The 18,941-nt window shown below is 43.2% G+C and carries 21 protein-coding genes and 1 other annotated feature; of the genes, 6 read left to right on the top strand and 15 right to left on the bottom strand.

Annotated features, from left to right (window positions below; all coding sequences use genetic code 11):
* On the top strand, window positions 1–558 hold a 558-nt coding region (locus BLR65_RS08180; RefSeq protein ID WP_093793704.1), incomplete at its 5' end, for a M48 family metallopeptidase.
* Here the strand turns inward: BLR65_RS08180 and BLR65_RS08185 are convergent.
* The 4 genes from BLR65_RS08185 to BLR65_RS08200 all read right to left on the bottom strand — a co-directional run bounded on the left by BLR65_RS08185 (window position 555) and on the right by BLR65_RS08200 (window position 3,241).
* On the bottom strand, window positions 555–1,007 hold the full coding sequence (locus tag BLR65_RS08185; RefSeq protein ID WP_093793705.1) for a C-GCAxxG-C-C family (seleno)protein: 453 nt from the start codon (window positions 1,005–1,007) through the stop codon (window positions 555–557). The two genes, BLR65_RS08180 and BLR65_RS08185, sit on opposite strands and share 4 nt — an antisense overlap.
* Before the next feature lie 29 nt (window positions 1,008–1,036).
* Entirely contained in the window at window positions 1,037–2,275 is a 1,239-nt protein-coding gene (locus BLR65_RS08190; RefSeq protein ID WP_093793706.1) for a sensor histidine kinase, read from the bottom strand.
* A gap of 152 nt (window positions 2,276–2,427) precedes the next feature.
* On the bottom strand, window positions 2,428–2,925 hold the full coding sequence (locus BLR65_RS08195) for an ECF transporter S component (RefSeq protein WP_093793707.1): 498 nt from the start codon (window positions 2,923–2,925) through the stop codon (window positions 2,428–2,430).
* 10 nt (window positions 2,926–2,935) lie between these two features.
* Complete coding sequence (locus BLR65_RS08200; protein ID WP_093793708.1) at window positions 2,936–3,241, bottom strand: hypothetical protein; 306 nt, start codon at window positions 3,239–3,241, stop codon at window positions 2,936–2,938.
* A 211-nt stretch (window positions 3,242–3,452) separates the two neighbouring features.
* Between BLR65_RS08200 and BLR65_RS08205 the strand changes: the two genes are divergently transcribed.
* From BLR65_RS08205 to BLR65_RS08220, 4 genes are all read left to right on the top strand, one after another.
* Entirely contained in the window at window positions 3,453–3,809 is a 357-nt protein-coding gene (locus tag BLR65_RS08205) for a hypothetical protein (protein WP_093793709.1), read from the top strand.
* Between the two features lie 290 nt (window positions 3,810–4,099).
* Window positions 4,100–5,056 (top strand): AAA family ATPase, encoded by a 957-nt coding sequence (locus BLR65_RS08210; protein WP_093793710.1) that lies wholly within the window; start codon window positions 4,100–4,102, stop codon window positions 5,054–5,056.
* Between the two features lie 3 nt (window positions 5,057–5,059).
* Window positions 5,060–6,406: a vWA domain-containing protein gene (locus tag BLR65_RS08215; RefSeq protein WP_093793711.1), complete on the top strand. Its 1,347-nt coding sequence runs from the start codon at window positions 5,060–5,062 to the stop codon at window positions 6,404–6,406.
* A 28-nt stretch (window positions 6,407–6,434) separates the two neighbouring features.
* Entirely contained in the window at window positions 6,435–6,698 is a 264-nt protein-coding gene (locus tag BLR65_RS08220) for a hypothetical protein (protein WP_093793712.1), read from the top strand.
* A gap of 38 nt (window positions 6,699–6,736) precedes the next feature.
* Here BLR65_RS08220 and BLR65_RS29010 read toward each other — a convergent pair whose 3' ends face one another.
* Window positions 6,737–6,952, bottom strand: coding sequence for a hypothetical protein (locus BLR65_RS29010; protein ID WP_143122533.1), 216 nt, complete (start codon window positions 6,950–6,952; stop codon window positions 6,737–6,739).
* A 221-nt stretch (window positions 6,953–7,173) separates the two neighbouring features.
* Window positions 7,174–8,034 carry a D-amino-acid transaminase gene (gene dat / locus BLR65_RS08225; RefSeq protein WP_093793713.1) on the bottom strand — a complete coding sequence of 287 codons (861 nt, stop codon included), beginning with the start codon at window positions 8,032–8,034 and terminating at the stop codon, window positions 7,174–7,176.
* 172 nt (window positions 8,035–8,206) lie between these two features.
* On the opposite strand from dat, the gene BLR65_RS08230 reads away from it, so the two are divergent.
* Entirely contained in the window at window positions 8,207–9,346 is a 1,140-nt protein-coding gene (locus BLR65_RS08230; protein WP_093793714.1) for an acyltransferase, read from the top strand.
* Between the two features lie 44 nt (window positions 9,347–9,390).
* On the opposite strand, the gene BLR65_RS08235 is transcribed toward BLR65_RS08230, so the two are convergent.
* The 9 genes from BLR65_RS08235 to pheA all read right to left on the bottom strand — a co-directional run bounded on the left by BLR65_RS08235 (window position 9,391) and on the right by pheA (window position 18,629).
* A complete protein-coding gene (locus BLR65_RS08235; protein WP_093793715.1) occupies window positions 9,391–10,770 on the bottom strand; it encodes a hypothetical protein in 1,380 nt (459 codons plus the stop codon).
* A 12-nt stretch (window positions 10,771–10,782) separates the two neighbouring features.
* On the bottom strand, window positions 10,783–12,537 hold the full coding sequence (gene pyk, locus BLR65_RS08240; protein ID WP_093793716.1) for a pyruvate kinase: 1,755 nt from the start codon (window positions 12,535–12,537) through the stop codon (window positions 10,783–10,785).
* A gap of 28 nt (window positions 12,538–12,565) precedes the next feature.
* Window positions 12,566–12,766, bottom strand: a complete 201-nt coding sequence (locus BLR65_RS08245; protein WP_093793717.1) for a hypothetical protein — start codon at window positions 12,764–12,766, stop codon at window positions 12,566–12,568.
* 317 nt (window positions 12,767–13,083) lie between these two features.
* Window positions 13,084–14,253, bottom strand: a complete 1,170-nt coding sequence (locus BLR65_RS08250) for a M20 metallopeptidase family protein (protein ID WP_093793718.1) — start codon at window positions 14,251–14,253, stop codon at window positions 13,084–13,086.
* Window positions 14,254–14,414: 161 nt separating this feature from the next.
* On the bottom strand, window positions 14,415–14,609 hold the full coding sequence (locus BLR65_RS08255; protein WP_093793719.1) for a hypothetical protein: 195 nt from the start codon (window positions 14,607–14,609) through the stop codon (window positions 14,415–14,417).
* Window positions 14,610–14,688: 79 nt separating this feature from the next.
* On the bottom strand, window positions 14,689–16,044 hold the full coding sequence (locus tag BLR65_RS08260; protein WP_093793720.1) for an MATE family efflux transporter: 1,356 nt from the start codon (window positions 16,042–16,044) through the stop codon (window positions 14,689–14,691).
* 273 nt (window positions 16,045–16,317) lie between these two features.
* Entirely contained in the window at window positions 16,318–17,292 is a 975-nt protein-coding gene (locus tag BLR65_RS08265; protein ID WP_093793721.1) for a 2-hydroxyacid dehydrogenase, read from the bottom strand.
* A gap of 141 nt (window positions 17,293–17,433) precedes the next feature.
* A complete protein-coding gene (locus BLR65_RS08270; protein WP_093793722.1) occupies window positions 17,434–17,667 on the bottom strand; it encodes a YkuS family protein in 234 nt (77 codons plus the stop codon).
* A gap of 125 nt (window positions 17,668–17,792) precedes the next feature.
* Window positions 17,793–18,629 (bottom strand): prephenate dehydratase, encoded by an 837-nt coding sequence (pheA, locus tag BLR65_RS08275; RefSeq protein WP_093793723.1) that lies wholly within the window; start codon window positions 18,627–18,629, stop codon window positions 17,793–17,795.
* A gap of 34 nt (window positions 18,630–18,663) precedes the next feature.
* Window positions 18,664–18,929 (bottom strand) — a binding site (T-box leader).
* Window positions 18,930–18,941 lie beyond the last annotated feature (12 nt).

Consider the following 18,941-nt stretch of genomic DNA (forward strand, 5'->3'; position numbering starts at 1 on the left):
AGCAATCGCCTGAATAAAATAGCTGCTTTGGCGGAGAATCCCATAAATCGGCAATTACTATCCGGATCGCAAATACTCTATCAGGGACAGACCTATACTCTTACTATTTTATCTGGCGGCAACAAACCTGAACTAGTATTATCAACCGGCAGTCTCCAGGTAAAAGTACCGCAGCATTATGTTGACCATCAGCAGGTCTCTAGTCTCACCGAACAAATAGTAAAAGCCTGGTTTGTCAACCAGGCTAGAACTTTATTTCTTGAGAAAACTAAGCAGTGGGCCGACGCAATCGGCGTCTGCCCCGCCAAAATAACGATTAAAGATCAAAAAACCCGTTGGGGCAGTTGTTCAAGTCTCGGCAATATCAATTATAATTGGCGAATCGTCATGGCTCCCCCCAGGATAGCCGATTATTTGGTTATTCACGAGTTATGCCATATACTTGTTCCTAATCATTCGGCAAAATTTTGGGAGCAGGTCAGACGCTTCTGCCCTAGCTATCAGGAATGCCGGAAGTGGCTGAGTGATAACGGCAAGCTTTTATCCCGGTTATTCTAGTTATTTGTAGGAAGTAGTTGTTTATCCTCGAGATATTTCAATAATATTCCGGCTGTGGTACTAGTGATTTTCAAACAAGTACGGCGCTGCTCCTGACTGCCAAATTCATGAGGGTTAAGTATCCGGCAACAAGCCGCGCCAAACTGCTTGGTAAAAACTTCATGAAATTCATGGGCACTGCCATAAACCGGTCCGCGACTTTGTTCTTTATTCACCCTGCCTTGGAGCATTCCAAGTACCATTGTCGCACCGGAAAGTGCCCCGCACATACAACCCGCATGTCCCAGACCACCACCAAAACCTGAGGCCATCCGCAGCGCTTCATCAGAAACATCCAATTTGTAAAAATCCCGGAAAGCCCTGACAACCGATTCGGCACAATTATACCCTTCTTTAAAATATTGTCCGGCCAAATCCTTGGCCGTTTCCTTTTGATTTTGTTCGCTCATTACTTGTCCCTCCGTTGCTGTAATTTTACCTATAATCTAGCTTCCTGTTTTACCATTTCATAGGGTAAAGAAATTTTTACGATCGTTCCTTCATTTTGCTTTCCGCTAATTTCAAGCCCACATTGCGGGCCAAAATAATGCTGAATACGTTTATGAACATTGATAATTCCCAAACCAGTAGTTTGACCTTTCCCGGCAACTCTCTTTTCATTACGGAAAATATGCTCAATTTGATTTTTAGTAATGCCAATGCCGGTGTCGGTTATTATTAGTTCATATTGCCCATCATGAATATCACCAGCTATCTCAATCGTACCGCCATCCCGTTTTGGCTCAAGTCCGTGAATAATTGCATTTTCCACCAAAGGCTGCAATGTCATAACCGGAATTTTCTGATCCAATAACTTCTCTGGAATGTTAATTGTGGTTTGAATTCGATCCCCGAAACGCATTTTTTGTATCAGCAAATAATTTTGAATATAACGAACTTCTTCATCAACAGTGATCATTTCATCAATATTCCGCAAATTGTTGCGCAACAAGTCTGATAAAGCATAAACCACTTCTTGTGTACGGGGTGCTTCTTCTAAAAGGGCAAGACGAGCAATGGTATTCAAGGTATTAAATAAAAAATGAGGATTTACTTGCGATTGCAGAGCCTTTAACTCAGTTTCTCTTAGCACTTTTTCTAAATCGGCCTTCGCTTTCAATTCATCCATTAATTGTTTTTGTACAATGTTTGCCATAGCGATCTCTACAATGTAATTTGTCATTATATACAGTAAATCAGCAGCTGCTCTAACACGTTCTTCGGGAACCACCCGAATTTCTGTCAACATACCTAGCACAGATTCTTTATTAAGATTCAGATCAGCTACTCCTTTAAGTACTTCATCGGCAATATTTTCTCCGTCCTGTGGCAGTATGACCTGCCCTGCCAAAAAACCGCCTAAATGCTGCTGATTCAGACTAATGGGCGCTCCTAAATCCATGAGCCCCGCATGGCAACGATAAACAGAAGGACGCGACAAACTTGCCGCCATTCTCCCCCCACAATCATCAGAACCCATACAACGGGCCAGCCCTTTGGAAGTGGAGCGAACATAATTGCAAAACCGGGTAAAATTGCTAGGGATTGTTATTGGCTGCCCGGCACTATCCACAATTACGGCAGCCAGACCCGTAGCATCGGAAAATTTATCCTGGATTTCCTGTAGCACTTTAACATTAACAATATCCGCCAAGGTTAAGCCGTGATGAACTTGCATAATAACTCCTCCCCATGGCAATAGGTCCGGAAAATACACAAGACTATTTTTAAATGACTATGAATATTTTGCCATCGTCACCTTAAATTCCTGCTTAAAATCTAATATTCTTGTATAGGTAAAAAAAAGCACTCCTATAAAAGGAGTGTCTGCTAAATGCGTTTGGTTATCAGGAAGGCTATAAAACCGCCAATCGCACCGGTTACTAACTGCGGCCAACTCATTGCCAGCATAATGCCGGCAGCAAGTTTGGGTGAAATAGCGATAAATGTCAACAGCCAGGCAAATAGTACATATAACAATCCACTTTTTCCTAATGTTGCCAAAGCAACACGCAGCGCCGGGCGCTGCCTGCCTGCAAATAGAAATAAACAAACATATGCTGTATTTCCTAACGCCACAGGAATAATAAACACAGGCAATGGCAATAATTGCTGAAAGTACGCCACCACTGGTGTCACGACCGCAATAACAAGTGCTGACCATAACCCTATTTTTTCAGTTGCAATAAGCAGTGAAGCGTTAACCAAACTTCCAATAAGAAAAGTAGATAAAAATGGCGGCAAAGGAATAAAAAACCGTAAGGACTGAAAAATCAAGGTAAGCGCCAGTAAGAGCGCTGTTCTCGTTATCGTCCGATTGTCCGACATAATAACGTCATTACCTCCGGCGACGGCTATTATAATCGCGTCCAAACATCATATAGGCTAAAAGTCCCAACAGAATAAGATTGCCGAGCATACCGCCGATTATGCCCAGATCAACTAATACATTAACGACTGTTAAACCGCCAAGAAATAACATAGACCGTTTCATATCGGTAAATGGATCGCGCCGCAACAATAAGTAAGAAATCCCAAGTACCGCCAAATCGATAATTACCCAGGCCAATGTGCTGAAAACAACATATTTTAGCATACTGCCGACAATCATAATAGCTAATATTTGAAACCATATTTGATTCATTGCTATTCCCCCTTCTTTTTCTGGATATGTCTGTTGTTAAAGAAAGTATTCCCTAAAATAAATTATGCCCGGATTTCCAAAATTCCTGCCTTTAAACCTTTTACTTTGGATAATATCAAAAAACCAATAAAAATTTTTTTATTAATGTTTATAGTTTCCATAGTTTGAGCATACTTTTTAATGAATATCATATTTCCAAGGAGTGAAAACCATGAGTGACGAAAGAGATTACTCTTTTACTTTGTTTGCACCACACCGCGTGCGCCAGCCAAAAAATGACCAGCCGGCAGTAGAAGTGCGCCCCAACGGCCGAATTGTTTTCAACAAAAATGCCACACAATTACTGGAAAATAATAGTTTTTGCATGCTTGGCTATGATCCGGAAAAGCGTGCTTTAGGCATTTTACCGGTAGAAGAATTGAAACCAAATACATTTCCCGTACGTTACGCGGCAAAAGGCGCTTACATTGGGGCAAAAAAATTCTTTAAGCATTTTAACATTTTACCAAGCCAGCTAGTCGAAAATACGCCGTTCAAAAGCGGTGAATTTATTGGCATAAATTTATAGCTTCTATTGTTTTCAATTTATCATTCGTCCTATGCAAAAGTTACTCTGTTTGAGTAACTTTTGCTTTTTATCATTTCGCATTAAAGAAGTTAGCCACAGGCCGGGTGATATATTGCTCCGTCACTGGTGGTTGACTTCCGCTTTTGCAGCATACCGCCTCCTAAATCTTTATGCTTTGATATAGCCAGCAAGGTATTTCTTAAAAAAGAACTGTTTTCTCTTGTCAATTATTATTAAGTTGCTGTAAAATTAAAGCAATACATTACTTTTTTAATATAGGAGCAAATATCATGGACAATCAATTAAAAAACCTTAGCGCACCCGAACTTAAAGCTGCTTTTGAAGCCTATGGGTATATAAGTGATAAAGAACTGTTAACTACTATTTATCTGGCTTTAAAACTGGAAAAACCGCTATTGATTGAGGGCGCTCCCGGTGTTGGAAAAACTGAAATTGCCAAAGTTCTTAGTAAAGTTTTTGATACTGAACTTATTCGTCTACAATGTTATGAAGGTTTAGATGAAAATAAAGCCCTATATGAATGGAATTATCAACGGCAATTAATTAAAATTCAAATGAGCCGCGATAATACCTCCGGCGAGGCCATTTCGGAACAAGATATTTTTTCGCCCGAATATTTATTAGAACGTCCGCTGTTAAAGGCTATTCGTGCCGAAAAACGCGCGGTCTTACTTATCGATGAAATTGACAAAACCGATGAAGAATTTGAAGCTTTCCTATTCGAAATACTTTCAGACTTCCAAATCTCAATTCCCGAACTGAGCACAATTAGCGCTAAACACATTCCTATCGTAGTTTTAACAAGTAACCACGACCGCGAACTTTCCGAAGGCTTGCGCCGTCGTTGTGTTTATCTGTATATCGATTATCCTTCGATTGAAAAAGAAATCAACATCATTCGCACTAAAATTCCAGAGGCCACGGAGAAACTAGCGCTGCAAATTGCAACTGCCGTCAATCACCTGCGGAATAATTTAACACTGAGCAAACAGCCTTCCATTGCCGAGACGTTGGATTGGACAAGATCGTTGCTTGCTATGCATGCCGATCATTTGGATCCAGCTTTAGTCAGACAAACAATGGGCCTGCTGTTTAAAAATCGCGACGATTTGCTGGCATTTCAAAAGGATTTAGGACCAGATGGATTATGTTCTGCAGTCAATCAGACGACAGGCCCTAAACCCCCAATTTTTCATTGCCATAGTAACGCAAGCTGTGAGGGTTAAATCTTGAACTCACTTACAGATAACATTGTCGGGTTTATTCAAATTTTGCGCCAGCTCGGAGTACGAATTAGCATTGCGGAGACTATTGATGCTGTCGATAGTTTAACGGTTATTGACAGCTTTGATCAGGCTGAGTTTCGGGCAGCATTAAAAAGTACCTTAATCAAAAATGCCGAAGATCAAGCTGCATTTAATGAAGCCTTTAACTTGTTTTTTGTGCCGCCCGAAACCAAGCGGGAACAACGCACTGCCTGGGATTCTAAGCAGCAGCATGATCTGGAGCAAACAAAACAGGCAGAGGAAGAGTTAGTTTTCCAGGGACAGCCGTTGGAGATTCCCAGCGAACTCAAGGATGTTTATAAACGCTTGTCTGATCAGGAAAAAGAGCGGATTCAGGAGTTTTTGGAAAAAACCTCCACCGGCCATAAGGTTACAAAATCCTTTCAGCCGGTAGTAGAAAATTTACTGAAAAGTTCTCTTTCATACTGGCAGCGCCAGTTGTCACCCGAAGATTTAGCACAGCTTGCTGCGGCCCGTCGCCAGTTGCTTGGTCATGAAGAACTTGACCATGTGGTAGATTCGGCGGCAGGAATAGGTGGCAGCGGCCGCAATCCACTGCTGTATAAAAATATGCAGGACATTGCTGAGCACGAAATCCCCCAAGTTACAGCCCTAATTAAACGGTTGGCCAGCCGCCTGACTACCCGTATCTCCCGGCGCTTCCGCATGACTGGCCGGCGCAAGCTTATTGATATTCGCAGAAGTATTCGCCGCAATATGCATTATGGCGGTATTATGATTTCTTTAAAATATAAAACGAAAAAAATCCATAAACCGAATATTGTCGTTCTTTGCGATGTTTCGGCTTCGATGACAAAATTCGTTCGGTTTACCCTCCCATTGCTGTTTGGCCTGGCCAGTGTTGTAAAAAATATCGAAAGTTTTCTTTTTGCTACCGATCTGGAACAGGTAACCGGTTATTTTCGCCGTGACGCGGACTTTGCCCAAGTATCCGAAAAATTGCTGGCAAACTCCGCACAGATAGGCCAGGGTACCAACTTGTTTATTGCTTTATCCAGTCTCGAAAATAATTACAGGCAATTACTCACACCTTCTACGCTATTGTTCATTATCAGCGATGCCAATACCTTAGCGCCGCTAGAAACGGCAAATCAGTTGGCGGTTATTAACAAAAAGGTTAAACGGGTTTTGTGGCTGAATACCCAGTCCAAAGACCGCTGGCCGCAAAATAGTTCTCTCCCCTTGTTTGTCAAGCATTGCGACATGTTCGAATGTTATTCATTGGCACACTTGACAAAGATATTATCCCTTAACTTAATCCGGAATTAATGATAAAAAACAAAAGGATGTGTTCTCTATGTATTTTGACGGACCTTCGCTGTTGGCGCACTATCAACGCTGGTTAACTACGTATCGTGAACCAATCGAAGAAAAACTTGCCACTGCTCTCAGTCACCGGGATCAAAAACAAGCTGTGCATAATGCAATGGAAGTACTCCTAACAGAAGTTTTACCAATGGCTATTGCGGAAATGATCCTGTATAACAATGGCCGCCTAGAAGAGGCCATCCAGGAGCAGGGTGGCGGTTGTTCAAGCTGTGCGAACAACATCATTGAGTAAAAAAATGCTGGAAGGCCATAGCGCCTCCAGCATTTTTTTTATGAACATGACGTACAATTTCCACAACCCTGGGCAGGAATAGACGAACCATAGATGCCCAGGCGTTTGCCAAATAAGGTAGTTTCGGTATCGACACGTAAAGGTATTTGATCATTGTAGTTGATCATCGAACTATGGGTGTATACTGTGACGTCATTAATGACGATAATTTCAAAATTATCTTTTTCATGATCTTCAGGTTTTCCCAGTCGCACGGACGGGACGGCGGCAGCCCGCGGAGTGCCTCAACCGGGTATTAAACGCTTTTCAATCTTGACTGTTATTGCCCCGCCTTCCTGGCCAATGAACTCTTTTGCCTGCTCAACAATCCTTAAATTCATGACGTTTCTCCTTTCTTCTCTGCCATGTTTTACGGTTCAGGCGGAAAATAGTATAGCTCTGCCTGCAAACTTCTTTAATGCGGAATATATATTTACTATTTGCGCTTACATTCTTCATCTATAAGTTTCCAGTAAGCGTCCTGGATTTTATGAGTAATCGGTCCAACGCTGCCGTTGCCAACAGGCTGGCCGTTTAAAGCTATAATAGGGGTAATCTCACTACTGGTCCCTGAAACAAAAGTTTCTTGTGCTGATTTGGCAAATTCCTCATCAAATTTTTTCTCAACAACGATTAGACCAAGTTCGGGAGCAATTTTTTCAATAACCAAAGTCCGGGTTACACCGGTTAAAATTAGATTGCATGTAGGATGTGTCCACAGAACATCATCTTTGATAACAAAGAAATTGCTGCTAGTACCTTCCGTAACAATGCCGTCACGGACCTGAATACCTTCAAAGCAACCTGCGTCCTTGGCCTTTTGTTTTCCCAGCACATTGCCGAGAAGATTGAGTGATTTAATATCACACCGCAGCCATCTTTCATCAGGAATTAATAATCCTTTAGCACCTTCTACTTTATTTTTATCCGGTACCGCACTGACAGGACGAATTGACATGGTTAAGCGTGGTACGACCTGTTCAGGAAATCCGTGCGCTCTGGGCGACACGCCACGCGTAATCTGCAGGTAAATAGCACCATCCTTAATACCACTTTCTTTTATAAGCAACGCATGGAACTCAACCAATTCTTCATAAGTATAAACTGCGGGGATCGTTAATTCCCGCAGGGAGCGGTACAATCTGTCAAGATGCAGCTTTAGTGCAAAACAATAGCCGTTGTACACTTTTGTTACCTCATAAACACCATCCCCGAACTGATGCCCCCGATCTTCCATAGGCACAATATTTTCCTGTAAATCTATTATTTTCCCGTCTAACAAACCAATTGGCTTCATAGTAAAAAAGCCTCCTTACGTTTTATAAAAGTCTCTTGCAGTCAAACTAGTTTAAACCTATAATTAATGGTGATATCTTGCTCTATTTTTAATCATCGAAATAGTTCTGATATACAATTTCTAAGCTGCGCCAGCAACAGGGCCGTAAGCATCGTAAGGAGCAATGAAATCTATGGCTAATCAACGTATAGTTGCTCTAGATTATATCCGCGGTATTTCCATGCTCGGAGTGCTTGGCATTCATACAGGTGCCTATTCGCTCACATACCCGGCTGTCAATCCACATCTGTTCGCTTTATACGAAATCGTTACCCGCTTTAGCGTGCCGATATTTTTCTTTGTATCGGCTTTTGGCTTATTTATCAGCCAACCACTCAGCAGGGATTTCCACTACCCAACATTTTTAAACAGACGTTTTAAAACTGTGCTTTTACCCTATTTAGCCTGGTCCATTCTTTATATGCTGCATTATACCTGGATAAGCGGCGACACAAATCTCTGGCACCGGCCGCTGATTTACGAATACTTTTTATTTGGGTTAGCTTCCTATCAGTTATACTTTTTAGTGATTCTAATTTGGTTCTATGCACTCATGCCCCTCTGGCGACAACTTGTCCGCTTTATTCTCAAGGCTCCAACCGTAAACTTACTTGGCTTGTTATTGGTACAAATTGCTTTTAACTATTACTCCAGTTATATCCTTAAAGCAACCTATGACAATTACTATCTAAATTTGGCAATCCAACACCGTATGAGTTATTTAGTCTTTCATTATTTGTTTATCTTCATTCTTGGTGCTGTTTGTGCAGAACGCTATTCTCAGTTCCTTAATTTTCTTAAGGAAAAGAACGGACGAATTACGATTTGTTTTTTTCTTACATTAATTGGAATGCTAATCCACTATTATTATCTTGTTTACCATAACCAGTACACATTAGAGGCAACCGCTAACACGGTTCATCAGCTAAGCCCCCTGGGTGTACTTTATACCGTGGCTTGCTGTTTATTCTGGTTTAAAATCTTCTCCGGTCCCCTTCCTGTTTACTTAACGGCACCGTTTAAGCTATTAGGTAAGTATTCTTATCCAATTTATCTGATTCACCCCTTAGTTATGTATTATTTAATTATTGAACTTAACCAAATGGCCAAATCGTTAACACCGCTGACAACAATTTGTTTTTACTTCGCAACCCTTGTTGTCAGTATTGGTTTAGCGTTTATGATTAATCAAATCGGCCAGCGGATTCCCTTATTGGGTTTACTGCTTAGCGGCTCATACGCCAACAAAAATAGGCTTCAGGGAAAAAGTTAATTTTATGCAACCAACTAAGGCGGACGATTAGTCCGCCTTTTTGCTTAAGATAAATAACCTATTTTTTTTAAGTGTTCGCGCTCCGCAGTGCTGATAACATTTTCAGCATTAAACTCACTTTCTTCGCCTGGCAGACGCTTATGACGGCGTTTTATCCGTACACAATACAAGAATAACAATTGACAAAATCGTTTGATCGATTTATGCTGCCCAGCATTGGACTGACAGCTGGCCCATTCCTGATAAATTTGCTCAATAATATCGGCTGCCGTTGCGGTAAAGTTTTGCCGTGAAACAAACTCGACCAATTGCAGGCATTCACGGATCAGTATATAAAGCGCCTTTTGGCGAAATAAATCATTCATAGGTCCGGAATTCAGTTCAGCTACTAGCAGGCGGCGACCTGTCTCCAACAACGGGTAAACTACCGGAAAACTCTCCGCCAGGGTTCGCTGCGTTACAGCCAGCCGTGACGCCTGCATGGCACCGCCGAGCGATTGCCGCCAAACATTAATATTTCTAGCCTGCACTGCCAAATCAAGACTGAACATAGCTATCTGCCCATTTAGCTGACTAAAGGGATTGAGACTATCCATACTGGCTAAATGAATACATTCCGCAACAATATTTTCTAATGCCTTGGCTGACAACATCTTTTTGTCAGCCAATTGTTTAACATATTGTGTTATTATTGCAAACATAGCGACATTACCGGTCTTTACTACCTGATGCAGCCAGGCAGATATTATCCCTGCCACTTGTTCATGGATTGATCCGTCTGTCGTTTCCGTTGCCAGCCAGCCTGCCAAATTCGCCTGGATTTCCCGAATAAGTCCGTCGTCCTTCCGGCGTAAAGCAATTAACCCTATGAGTCGTATGGCCCTGATAAAAGCCATATGCACGGTTTCATCCTTTAGAATTCCCGTATTGGTAAAGATAACCTCGACCGCACGTGCCGCCAAAAAGTTCTTTCGCTGTTTTAAACTTACTACGGCAATTAAGCCAAGCTGTTCGATGGCCGCCGGCAATTCTGCCGCAGTCATATTTTTTAGCAGAGGCCGAAAGGCATCGATAGCGTGACCGGCAGCATCTAGCTGGTTAGAGCGCAAAGCCAAATAAATAGACGCAGTTAACCGTACCGGTTCACCAACCCGTGCTAGACCATGGCCTAGCGCCAGTTTCAATAAATCAAGGGCCTGGTAAGCATCAGCGGATTTTCCGGTAGTTATACTGGTATTTAAAATTTTATAAAGCTGACGCATAATCGGTTTGCCAGCCGTCCTATTCACCTTGGGTTTAGTAGATAGTCCCCGCAAATAGGACTCAATATGCCTAAAGCGCCAGTCAAGCCGCCTGGTGTAGAACCACCAGGCGGCTATACATATTGCCACTGCCGCAACCGACATTAATAACCACACTGCCATAAGGGTATCTCCCTATCTAGCGTTAATTTCTCCCTGATATACTATACCTCTGGAAGCATCTACAGTAACTACCGTCCCATCCTGGAGACGGTCTGTTGCACCTTCAACGCCAACAAGTACCGGCATGCCAAAACTTACCCCTACGATAGCTGCATGGGAGGTCAGTCCACCCTCTTCAGCAATAATAGCGGCTGCCTGAGCGGCATAAGGAGCAATTTCCTCATCAACACTATTGACAACTAAGATATCTCCCTGCCGAAACTTAGTTTTTAGTTCCTTAAGAGAAGTAGCCACAACGATTTGACCAGTAACCGCTTTTTGGCCAATCCCTGTGCCACGCAACAGAATATTGCCAACAACATGAACCCTGATCATATTCGTTGTTCCTGACAACCCAGCCGGTACACCTGCCGTAACTACCACTAAATCACCGTCTTTAACAACCCCGGCCTGCAGCGAAGCGGCTACCGCACTTTGCACCATTTCATCAGTATTATTGAAACTAGGTCCTAAAATGGGATAAACACCCCATAACAGCAGCATCCGCCGCACTGTTTTTGCGCTGGGCGTAACAGCCACAATGGTAGACTGCGGACGATATTTGGATACCATGCGTGCAGTATAACCCGACTGTGTGGAAGTCACAATAGCGGCAGCCCCTAATTCATGAGATATTTGGGCAGTAGCATGGCTGATCGCATCGGTCGTAGTACGCTGCAGTTGAATACCTTTCCCCACTAAAATATCCCTATGATGCAAGGAGGTTTCTGTACGGACGGCAATCCTTGCCATAGTCTGTACGGCCTCCAAAGGATACTGTCCTGATGCCGTTTCTCCGCTAAGCATAATTGCGTCAGATCCATCGAAAATGGCATTGGCAATATCGCTGGCCTCCGCCCTCGTAGGCCGGGGATTTGCCACCATGGACTCGAGCATTTGCGTGGCTGTAATAACCGGTTTGCCTGCCTTATTGCATTTTTGTATCAGCATCTTCTGCACCAACGGTACTTCTTCGGCCGGAATCTCTACACCCAGATCGCCTCTGGCCACCATTATTCCATCTGATACCTTGATGATTTCATCAATATTTTTTACACCCTCGGCATTTTCAATCTTAGGAATAATATCCATCGAATAATTGCCATCTTCAAGGATCTTGCGAATCGCTAACACGTCAGCTGCCCGCTGAACAAAAGAAGCAGCAATGAAATCCATGTGATTTTCAATTCCAAATTTAACATCCGCAATATCCTGCTTTGAAAGCGGCGGTAAATTAACAGCAACTCCGGGGGCGGCAACCCGCTTGCGGTCACCGATTTGGCCACTGTTGTTTACGGTAGTAATAATTTCATCGCCTTCCACGGCATCTATATGAAGGCTTACCAAGCCATCAGAGATTAGAATAGTTTGACCCGGAGCAACCTCCTGTGGCAAAAGTTTGTGATTAACGGAAGCGATTTCCTTGGTACCGACTATATCTCGACCTGTCAGTACAAACTTCTGGCCTTTCTCCAGCTTGACCTTGCCTTCTGCAAACAGCCCTAAGCGCATTTCCGGGCCTTTCGTATCCAGCATAAGAGCAATCGGTTTTTTTACATTGTTGGCAGCCTCGCGTACCCGGACAATTCTTTTTGCATGTTCTTCATGCGAGCCATGGGAAAAATTAAAACGTGCAACGTTCATGCCGGCTTCCATCATGGACTCTAAAACACCTGGTTTATCTGTACTAGGACCTACAGTACAAACAATTTTGGTTTTTTTTAGCAACTATATCACTCCTTCATTTCTACTATGATTACCGTATTACGTGTTGACATAGGATAGCATTTGCTTCATTGGCTTCCGATTCCAAAACCAAAATTTCATACAAGCCATCTCCAAAGGCCGAAACCACACCCGCTGGGCGTATATTGGCAAGCACCCCTTCTTTACACAGTACATCTTTATACATTTCCGCCTGTGCCCGATTAGAAGCTATATATACTACGGTCCACATAAAGTATCCTCCTATTAGCTTCTTTTACTAATAACTACCTCAAGAACTAGCCATGAGTTTATTATTATAACTCTGTTCTCCAAAATCGACTGTATTCCTGCTAAAAAAAATGGTTTTTTCTGACAAGCCCTTGCAACCTATAATTCATCAAAATGCCTGCTTAGGTCCGGGTGTTACCAGTGCTTACTTCTTTCTCCCCTATTTGAAAAACTTGTCTAGATATAATTCACCATCTATATGATTTTTCCTTTTATTATAGAATGAGTATATCTAAAGAAAAATAGCCCGAATAAAGTCCCGGCTATCATAAATATTAATTAGTTCAATAAATTCAACGCGGAAACTGCCATGATCTCTACCGCATAGCTAAACCCGCTTTCATCCATATCAAATTTAGGATGGTGATGCGGATAGACGATTCCCTTTTCCTTATTGCCAACACCAATGCACATAAAGCAACCCGGTACCTTTTGCTGATAATAGGCAAAATCTTCGCCAACCATAACCGGTTTCATCTCGATGACGGCATCCTTGCCAAGCACGTCTTCAGCGGATTGAGCAACAACCTTTGCCACCTCGGGATTATTAATAACAGGCGGGAAGCCATAAACGCTTTCCAGACTATAAGTAGCGCCTGCAGCTGCGCAAATACCGCGGCAAATTCTATCAATGCAAGCAAAGATGGTTTCACGAGTGTTTTGCGAAAATGACCGGACCGTTCCCTGTAGGGTCGCGCTGTCAGGTATAACATTAAAGGCGTCGCCGGCTTTAAAAACTCCGACAGATAGTACAGCCAACTCATTGGCAGCCACATTATTGCCGGTAATGGTCTTTAACGCCAGCACAATTTGGGCGCCGACAGACAAAGGATCTATCGTTTGATGCGGCATAGAGCCATGGCCGCCTGAGCCCTTAACCGTAATGGTGAATTTGTCGGGTGAAGCCATCAATGGCCCATAGGTTAAACCCATAGTACCGACTTGCAGCGGCTGCCACAAATGCGTGCCAATCACCGCATCCACACCATCCACCGCACCAGCGGCAATCATCGCCAGCGCGCCGCCGGGAAGTTTCTCTTCACTTGGTTGAAACAGCAATCTGATTGTACCTGTCAGTTCTCCCTTAATTGCGCTAAATACTTTGGCAATGCCTAGCAGCACAGCCGTATGGCCGTCATGACCACAGGCATGACAACAGCCGGCGTTTTGTGAGCGGTACGGCTTATCAATTTCATCTTGAATAGGCAAAGCATCAATATCGGCACGGATGGCAACTGTTTTGCCCGCTTGGCCACCGATAATGTCAACGATAACCCCTGTACCGGCGACTGAGCGGGGGCTTAGCCCCATAGCGATAAGCTCAGCGATAATTTTTTTCTGAGTTTCAACTTCTTCCCCGCCGGTCTCTGGAAAGGTGCGAAAATGCCGCCGCAGAGTAATGACAAAATCGTTCCCGTCTTTTACCAATTGATGAATACGCTTGTTCATATGTGTTGTCCTTTCCTATTCGTAATAGCAAATTGCTCATATTGTTGTTTTCCTTACACACATAATATAGAAAATCCTGCTTGTTCTTCTTTAAAACTTCAACATGTTGAAAAAAAAAACAAAGGCCAGACCTGTGCAAGGTCCACCCTTTTTCAATAAAACTACCAATAATATATCACTTTATTTCTCTCATATGTAATATAACCATAACGAAGTTTTTCCACCCTCTGGGCATCGGCTTTCATTTGTATCAAGTTCGTCTCCTGGCCATTACCATTAGCCGCCCCAACCGAAGAAATCATCATCATCATGAAAACAAGTATGGAAAAAAAGGTAACAAGTATCTTCTTTTTCATATCTACCAGCCTTTCGTACTACTACTGGTAATATTCGCGCCCTTTTGGTTAGTTCCTGCAACTACCGGCCAGGCTGCTTTTAAGAATTATTTTCCAGCAATTTAGGAGACAACTTCCGTAATTCCAACCATAAATATGCCGCCGTCAGAATAGACGAAACAACATCAGAAACCGGCATGGCCAGCCAAACTCCGTCTAATCCAAATATACGGGGCAGTATGATAATTGCCGGTATCAAAATAATAACTTGGCGGGACATGCTAAGAAAAATCGCATACCCGGCCTTGCCGGCAGCCTGAAAATAATTGGCGCCAATAATTTGAAAACCAACAATAGGCAGCACTAAGGTAAATATTTTAAGTCCATTCGCCCCCATAGCAATAAGGTCGGTGTTGTCATTAAACAGGCGAATAATTTGCGTGGAAAAGAGTTGTGTTATGGCAAAGCCAATAATGGAAACTACGGTGGCCGCATATATTCCCAGTTTCATAACTTCTTTTACGCGATCATAATTTTTAGCGCCATAGTTATAGCCAAGTATTGGCTGAACCCCTTGACTAATGCCAAATATCGGCATCAATATCAACATCCCTACCCGGTTAATTACGCCAATTGCTGCGACTCCCAGTTCTCCTCCATAGCGGAGCAGGCTGAAATTAAATAGCACGGTTACAGTGCTGGCAGCAATTTGCATTAAAAATGGCGACAAACCAATTTTACAAATATCGTAAACAATATTTTTATCAAGGCGCAAATTCGAATAGCGAAGCTTAAGAACACCCTGATCGCCGGCAAGATAGCGAAGTACCCATGCCGCCGCGACTGCCTGTGCCGCAACGGTAGCTAACGCTGATCCTGCTATTCCCAGTTTAAACCCAAAAATAAACAACGGGTTTAAGATAAAATTCAAAAACGCTGCAATCAACATCGTTGCCATTGCCACTCTGGGATTGCCTTCAGCCCGGATAATGTTATTAAGCCCAAAGCCAATATGCATAAAAATGCTGCCTAAAAGTATGATTCTGGTAAATTCGCGGGCATAGGGCAGTACATGCGGTTCAGCCCCCAATAATACCAATAGCTCATCCAAAAAAACAAGGGCTAACACTGAAGTCGCTAAAACAGCTACAATCATTAAACTAAATGCATTTCCAAGTATAACCTCAGCTTCGCCGCGGTTTTGCTCACCTAAACGAATTGATACCAGTGTGGAAGCGCCAATGCCAATCAGCATACCGATCGCCATTAAAATAATCATAATGGGAAAAGCGATCGTTACGGCAGTAAGGCCGATATCACCAACCCCGTTGCCGACAAAAATACTGTCTACAACATTATATAAAGCATTGACTACCATCCCGACAATGGCAGGTAAAGAAAACTCCCATAAAAGCTTGCTGATCTTTTCTTGCCCTAAAGCTTCGGATTGATCCATACACTTTCCTCCACAAATTCTAATGATAATTTATACTATGCGATTGTGTCGTATTGCAGCTAATGACATCATGCAAATTGTTCATTCTATATTATAACCTTTTTGGGCTGGTTTTGCCTAAAGCCATAACAAAATGCGAAAGAAAATGAGATTGCCATGAACATCCCCCGCCTGGCAATGATTTGTTTTACTCCAACAGGCGGAAAATGCAGCACAGCAATCTCGTTCTTGCTTTTTCTCTATCGCCTTCCAGACTACTGAAAAGAACACTTATTAGCGATAATTTACTTCCGTATTCACACAGGTGACCAACGATTTGCCCGCTAGGCCAAGTAAAAGGTTATTGGCTGCTAGCATCGCCATCTTGTTACGGGTTTCTATCGTGGCACTGCCAATATGCGGAACAACAAGAATATTGGGCAATGTAAGCAGCGGATGATCTGCCGGCAATGGTTCCGGATCTGTAACATCAAGCGCCGCGTAGGCGATCTCGTTATTAACCAAAGCCGTATATAAGGCCTGTGAATCGACAACCGGACCTCTGGCTGCATTAATCAAATAAGCTGTCGGTTTCATTTGCGCAAACTCTTCTGCCCCGAACAGGCCTCTACTTTCGGGGGTCAATGGCGTCAATACAATAATAAAATCAGCTTCTGCTAAAAGTTCCGAAAAAGTGCGATACTCGACTTTTAGCTGTTCCTGATCAGTTCGCGGCCGGCGGTTATAATAAATCACCTTCATCCCGCTGACCTGCGCTCTTTTGGCAACCGCCGCTCCAATCGCACCCATACCGACAATACCAAGCGTCTTATTATATAAATCTATACCTAATGGGAAATGCACTCCTGGCCGCCACTTTCCGTCCCGTACCCAGGCCCAGCTTTCATGAATGCGCCTGGCCGCGGTCATAAGCAGCCCAAAGGCCAAGTCCGCCGTGGTCTCATTCAGTACGCCGGGGGTATTGCCAAATGGAATTTGCCTGCTGGTACAAGCCTTAATATCTATATTATCATAGCCAACTGCCGGCTGGACAATAACCTTTAAACCTGGCGCTGCAGCCAACAGCGTATCATTTACTTTAATGTTTCCGGTGACAAACAATCCCTCTGCTTGTTGTAACCATGGTATTAAATCCGCTAGCTGCGGCGGCGTAGTCTCCTGCCACTGATAAATTTCACACTGTTGCTTAATTGCCGCCAGCGCTGAAGGCAAAACCTGTCCTGTAATGACTACTTTATGCTTATTCATATCTATCCCACCTACCTTTTACTAGGTAATTCGCCGTCTTTTCCTTTCCACCTTCTCTACGAATTGCAGTTTTCTGGATTAAATGCAAGAATTTGTTATAAAGCCAAAACCCCTTCGCGTGATGTGAAGGGGTTTTACTTGCTATTGAAGAGATTCTATTCGCGAAACTACCTGCTCCGGTGTCATACCGGCCGCATCAATAACCGGCGCTTTCGTAACTGTGTTTTGTATATCCATTAGGTTGTTATCCATGCCCATAACGACACAGGCCATTACGTTTTCCGCGTTTTTAGGACTAACTACGGTGTAGCCTCTTTTTTCTAAAGCCTGTTTAATTGATGATAAATTATCTTCAACAGCCACTTTTTTTGCCACAAAGAACACCCCCCTTCCTACTTTATTATGGCCCAAAGATAAATTCTCCATTACTTGAACTGAAAGCTGATAGCAGCCGCTTTGACTGATTGCGTGATATGACCGCGGGAAATAATAAGTTCTTTTTATTCAGCAATCTGATACACCGGATAGGAACCAAAGTTTTTATGCCACAAACATTTGGCTTCAACAGCATGGACAGCGGCGGCAATATTACATTCGGCAATACTGCCCTCCATATCAAAAAAGAAAATATACATACCCAACCCGGTACGCGCTGGGCGCGACTCAATACGGGTAAGATTAACTGCTCTTTGCGCAAATTCACCTAATATATGATATAAACTGCCTGGACGTTCGCCATTGATCTGGCAGACCAGAGTCGTTTTGCATTTGCCTGCTACCTGAGTAACCGGTTGCTTTTCCAAGCCGATAAACCGCGTAGAATTGGAAGAGTTATCCTGAATATTGGTTTTTAATACTGTTAAACCATAAATTTCACCGGCCTTTAGGCTACCTACAGCCGCAAATAACCCATCACTGGCTGCCACGATTCTAGCAGCTTCGGCGGTACTATCAACCGGTTTCAATTTGGCCTCGGGATATAGATTTTCCAGTGTTTTCCGGCACTGAGCCAGAGCTTGAGGATGAGAAACAATAGCCGCTATTTCTTGACTTCCTTTTTTCGCCAGCAAATTGTGCTTAACCGGTAGGATTACTTCTTTTGTAATATATAAATTAACGTCATGGGCGATTGTATCCAGCGTAATATTGACCGAACCCTCCAATGAATTTTCTACAGGTACAATACTTTCATCAACTTCGCCTGCGGCAACAGCCCGTATGGCGGTATCAATACCGATAAACGGTTTGAAACGTGCACCGGTTTTACCATACAAGCGTAAAACCGTTTCTTCACAATAAGTTCCCTGCGGGCCTAAGTAACCGACTGTCCTTATCATATGATCCCTCCATAAAATAAAAAACCCCCGTCCCCGAAAGGACGAGAGCTTATCTCGCGATACCACCTTTATTATCCGCCTTGCGGCGAATCTCTCATAGAGCACAGGCCATTGCCGATACTCCCCTTCGCTGATAACGGTGAAGGTCTCCGGCTCCGCCTACCATCTGCGCCGTTTCCGGCTAGCTTTCAGCAAGCAACTCCAAGGTGAACTTCAGCAAACCCATGCATACCGGTTCCCACCCTCCCGGCTCTCTGGAAAGCAATCGATCTACCTACTTTTCCTTTTCATCGTCTTTTACCTGTTATTTTT

This window comes from Sporomusa acidovorans, from assembly GCF_900101845.1.
Classification (GTDB): Bacteria; Bacillota; Negativicutes; order Sporomusales; family Sporomusaceae; genus Sporomusa; species Sporomusa acidovorans.

What these genes read in the sequence shown, in the direction of transcription:
- BLR65_RS08245 (WP_093793717.1), bottom strand. Translation starts at nt 12,766, where the DNA reads ATGTGGACCGTAGTATATATAGCTTCTAATCGGGCACAGGCGGAAATG.
- BLR65_RS08205 (WP_093793709.1), top strand. Translation starts at nt 3,453, where the DNA reads ATGAGTGACGAAAGAGATTACTCTTTTACTTTGTTTGCACCACACCGC.
- BLR65_RS08265 (WP_093793721.1), bottom strand. Translation starts at nt 17,292, where the DNA reads ATGAATAAGCATAAAGTAGTCATTACAGGACAGGTTTTGCCTTCAGCG.
- BLR65_RS08255 (WP_093793719.1), bottom strand. Translation starts at nt 14,609, where the DNA reads ATGAAAAAGAAGATACTTGTTACCTTTTTTTCCATACTTGTTTTCATG.
- BLR65_RS08235 (WP_093793715.1), bottom strand. Translation starts at nt 10,770, where the DNA reads ATGGCAGTGTGGTTATTAATGTCGGTTGCGGCAGTGGCAATATGTATA.
- dat (WP_093793713.1), bottom strand. Translation starts at nt 8,034, where the DNA reads ATGAAGCCAATTGGTTTGTTAGACGGGAAAATAATAGATTTACAGGAA.
- pheA (WP_093793723.1), bottom strand. Translation starts at nt 18,629, where the DNA reads ATGATAAGGACAGTCGGTTACTTAGGCCCGCAGGGAACTTATTGTGAA.
- BLR65_RS08200 (WP_093793708.1), bottom strand. Translation starts at nt 3,241, where the DNA reads ATGAATCAAATATGGTTTCAAATATTAGCTATTATGATTGTCGGCAGT.
- BLR65_RS08230 (WP_093793714.1), top strand. Translation starts at nt 8,207, where the DNA reads ATGGCTAATCAACGTATAGTTGCTCTAGATTATATCCGCGGTATTTCC.
- BLR65_RS08250 (WP_093793718.1), bottom strand. Translation starts at nt 14,253, where the DNA reads ATGAACAAGCGTATTCATCAATTGGTAAAAGACGGGAACGATTTTGTC.
- BLR65_RS08210 (WP_093793710.1), top strand. Translation starts at nt 4,100, where the DNA reads ATGGACAATCAATTAAAAAACCTTAGCGCACCCGAACTTAAAGCTGCT.
- BLR65_RS08190 (WP_093793706.1), bottom strand. Translation starts at nt 2,275, where the DNA reads ATGCAAGTTCATCACGGCTTAACCTTGGCGGATATTGTTAATGTTAAA.
- BLR65_RS08185 (WP_093793705.1), bottom strand. Translation starts at nt 1,007, where the DNA reads ATGAGCGAACAAAATCAAAAGGAAACGGCCAAGGATTTGGCCGGACAA.
- BLR65_RS08220 (WP_093793712.1), top strand. Translation starts at nt 6,435, where the DNA reads ATGTATTTTGACGGACCTTCGCTGTTGGCGCACTATCAACGCTGGTTA.
- BLR65_RS08195 (WP_093793707.1), bottom strand. Translation starts at nt 2,925, where the DNA reads ATGTCGGACAATCGGACGATAACGAGAACAGCGCTCTTACTGGCGCTT.
- BLR65_RS08260 (WP_093793720.1), bottom strand. Translation starts at nt 16,044, where the DNA reads ATGGATCAATCCGAAGCTTTAGGGCAAGAAAAGATCAGCAAGCTTTTA.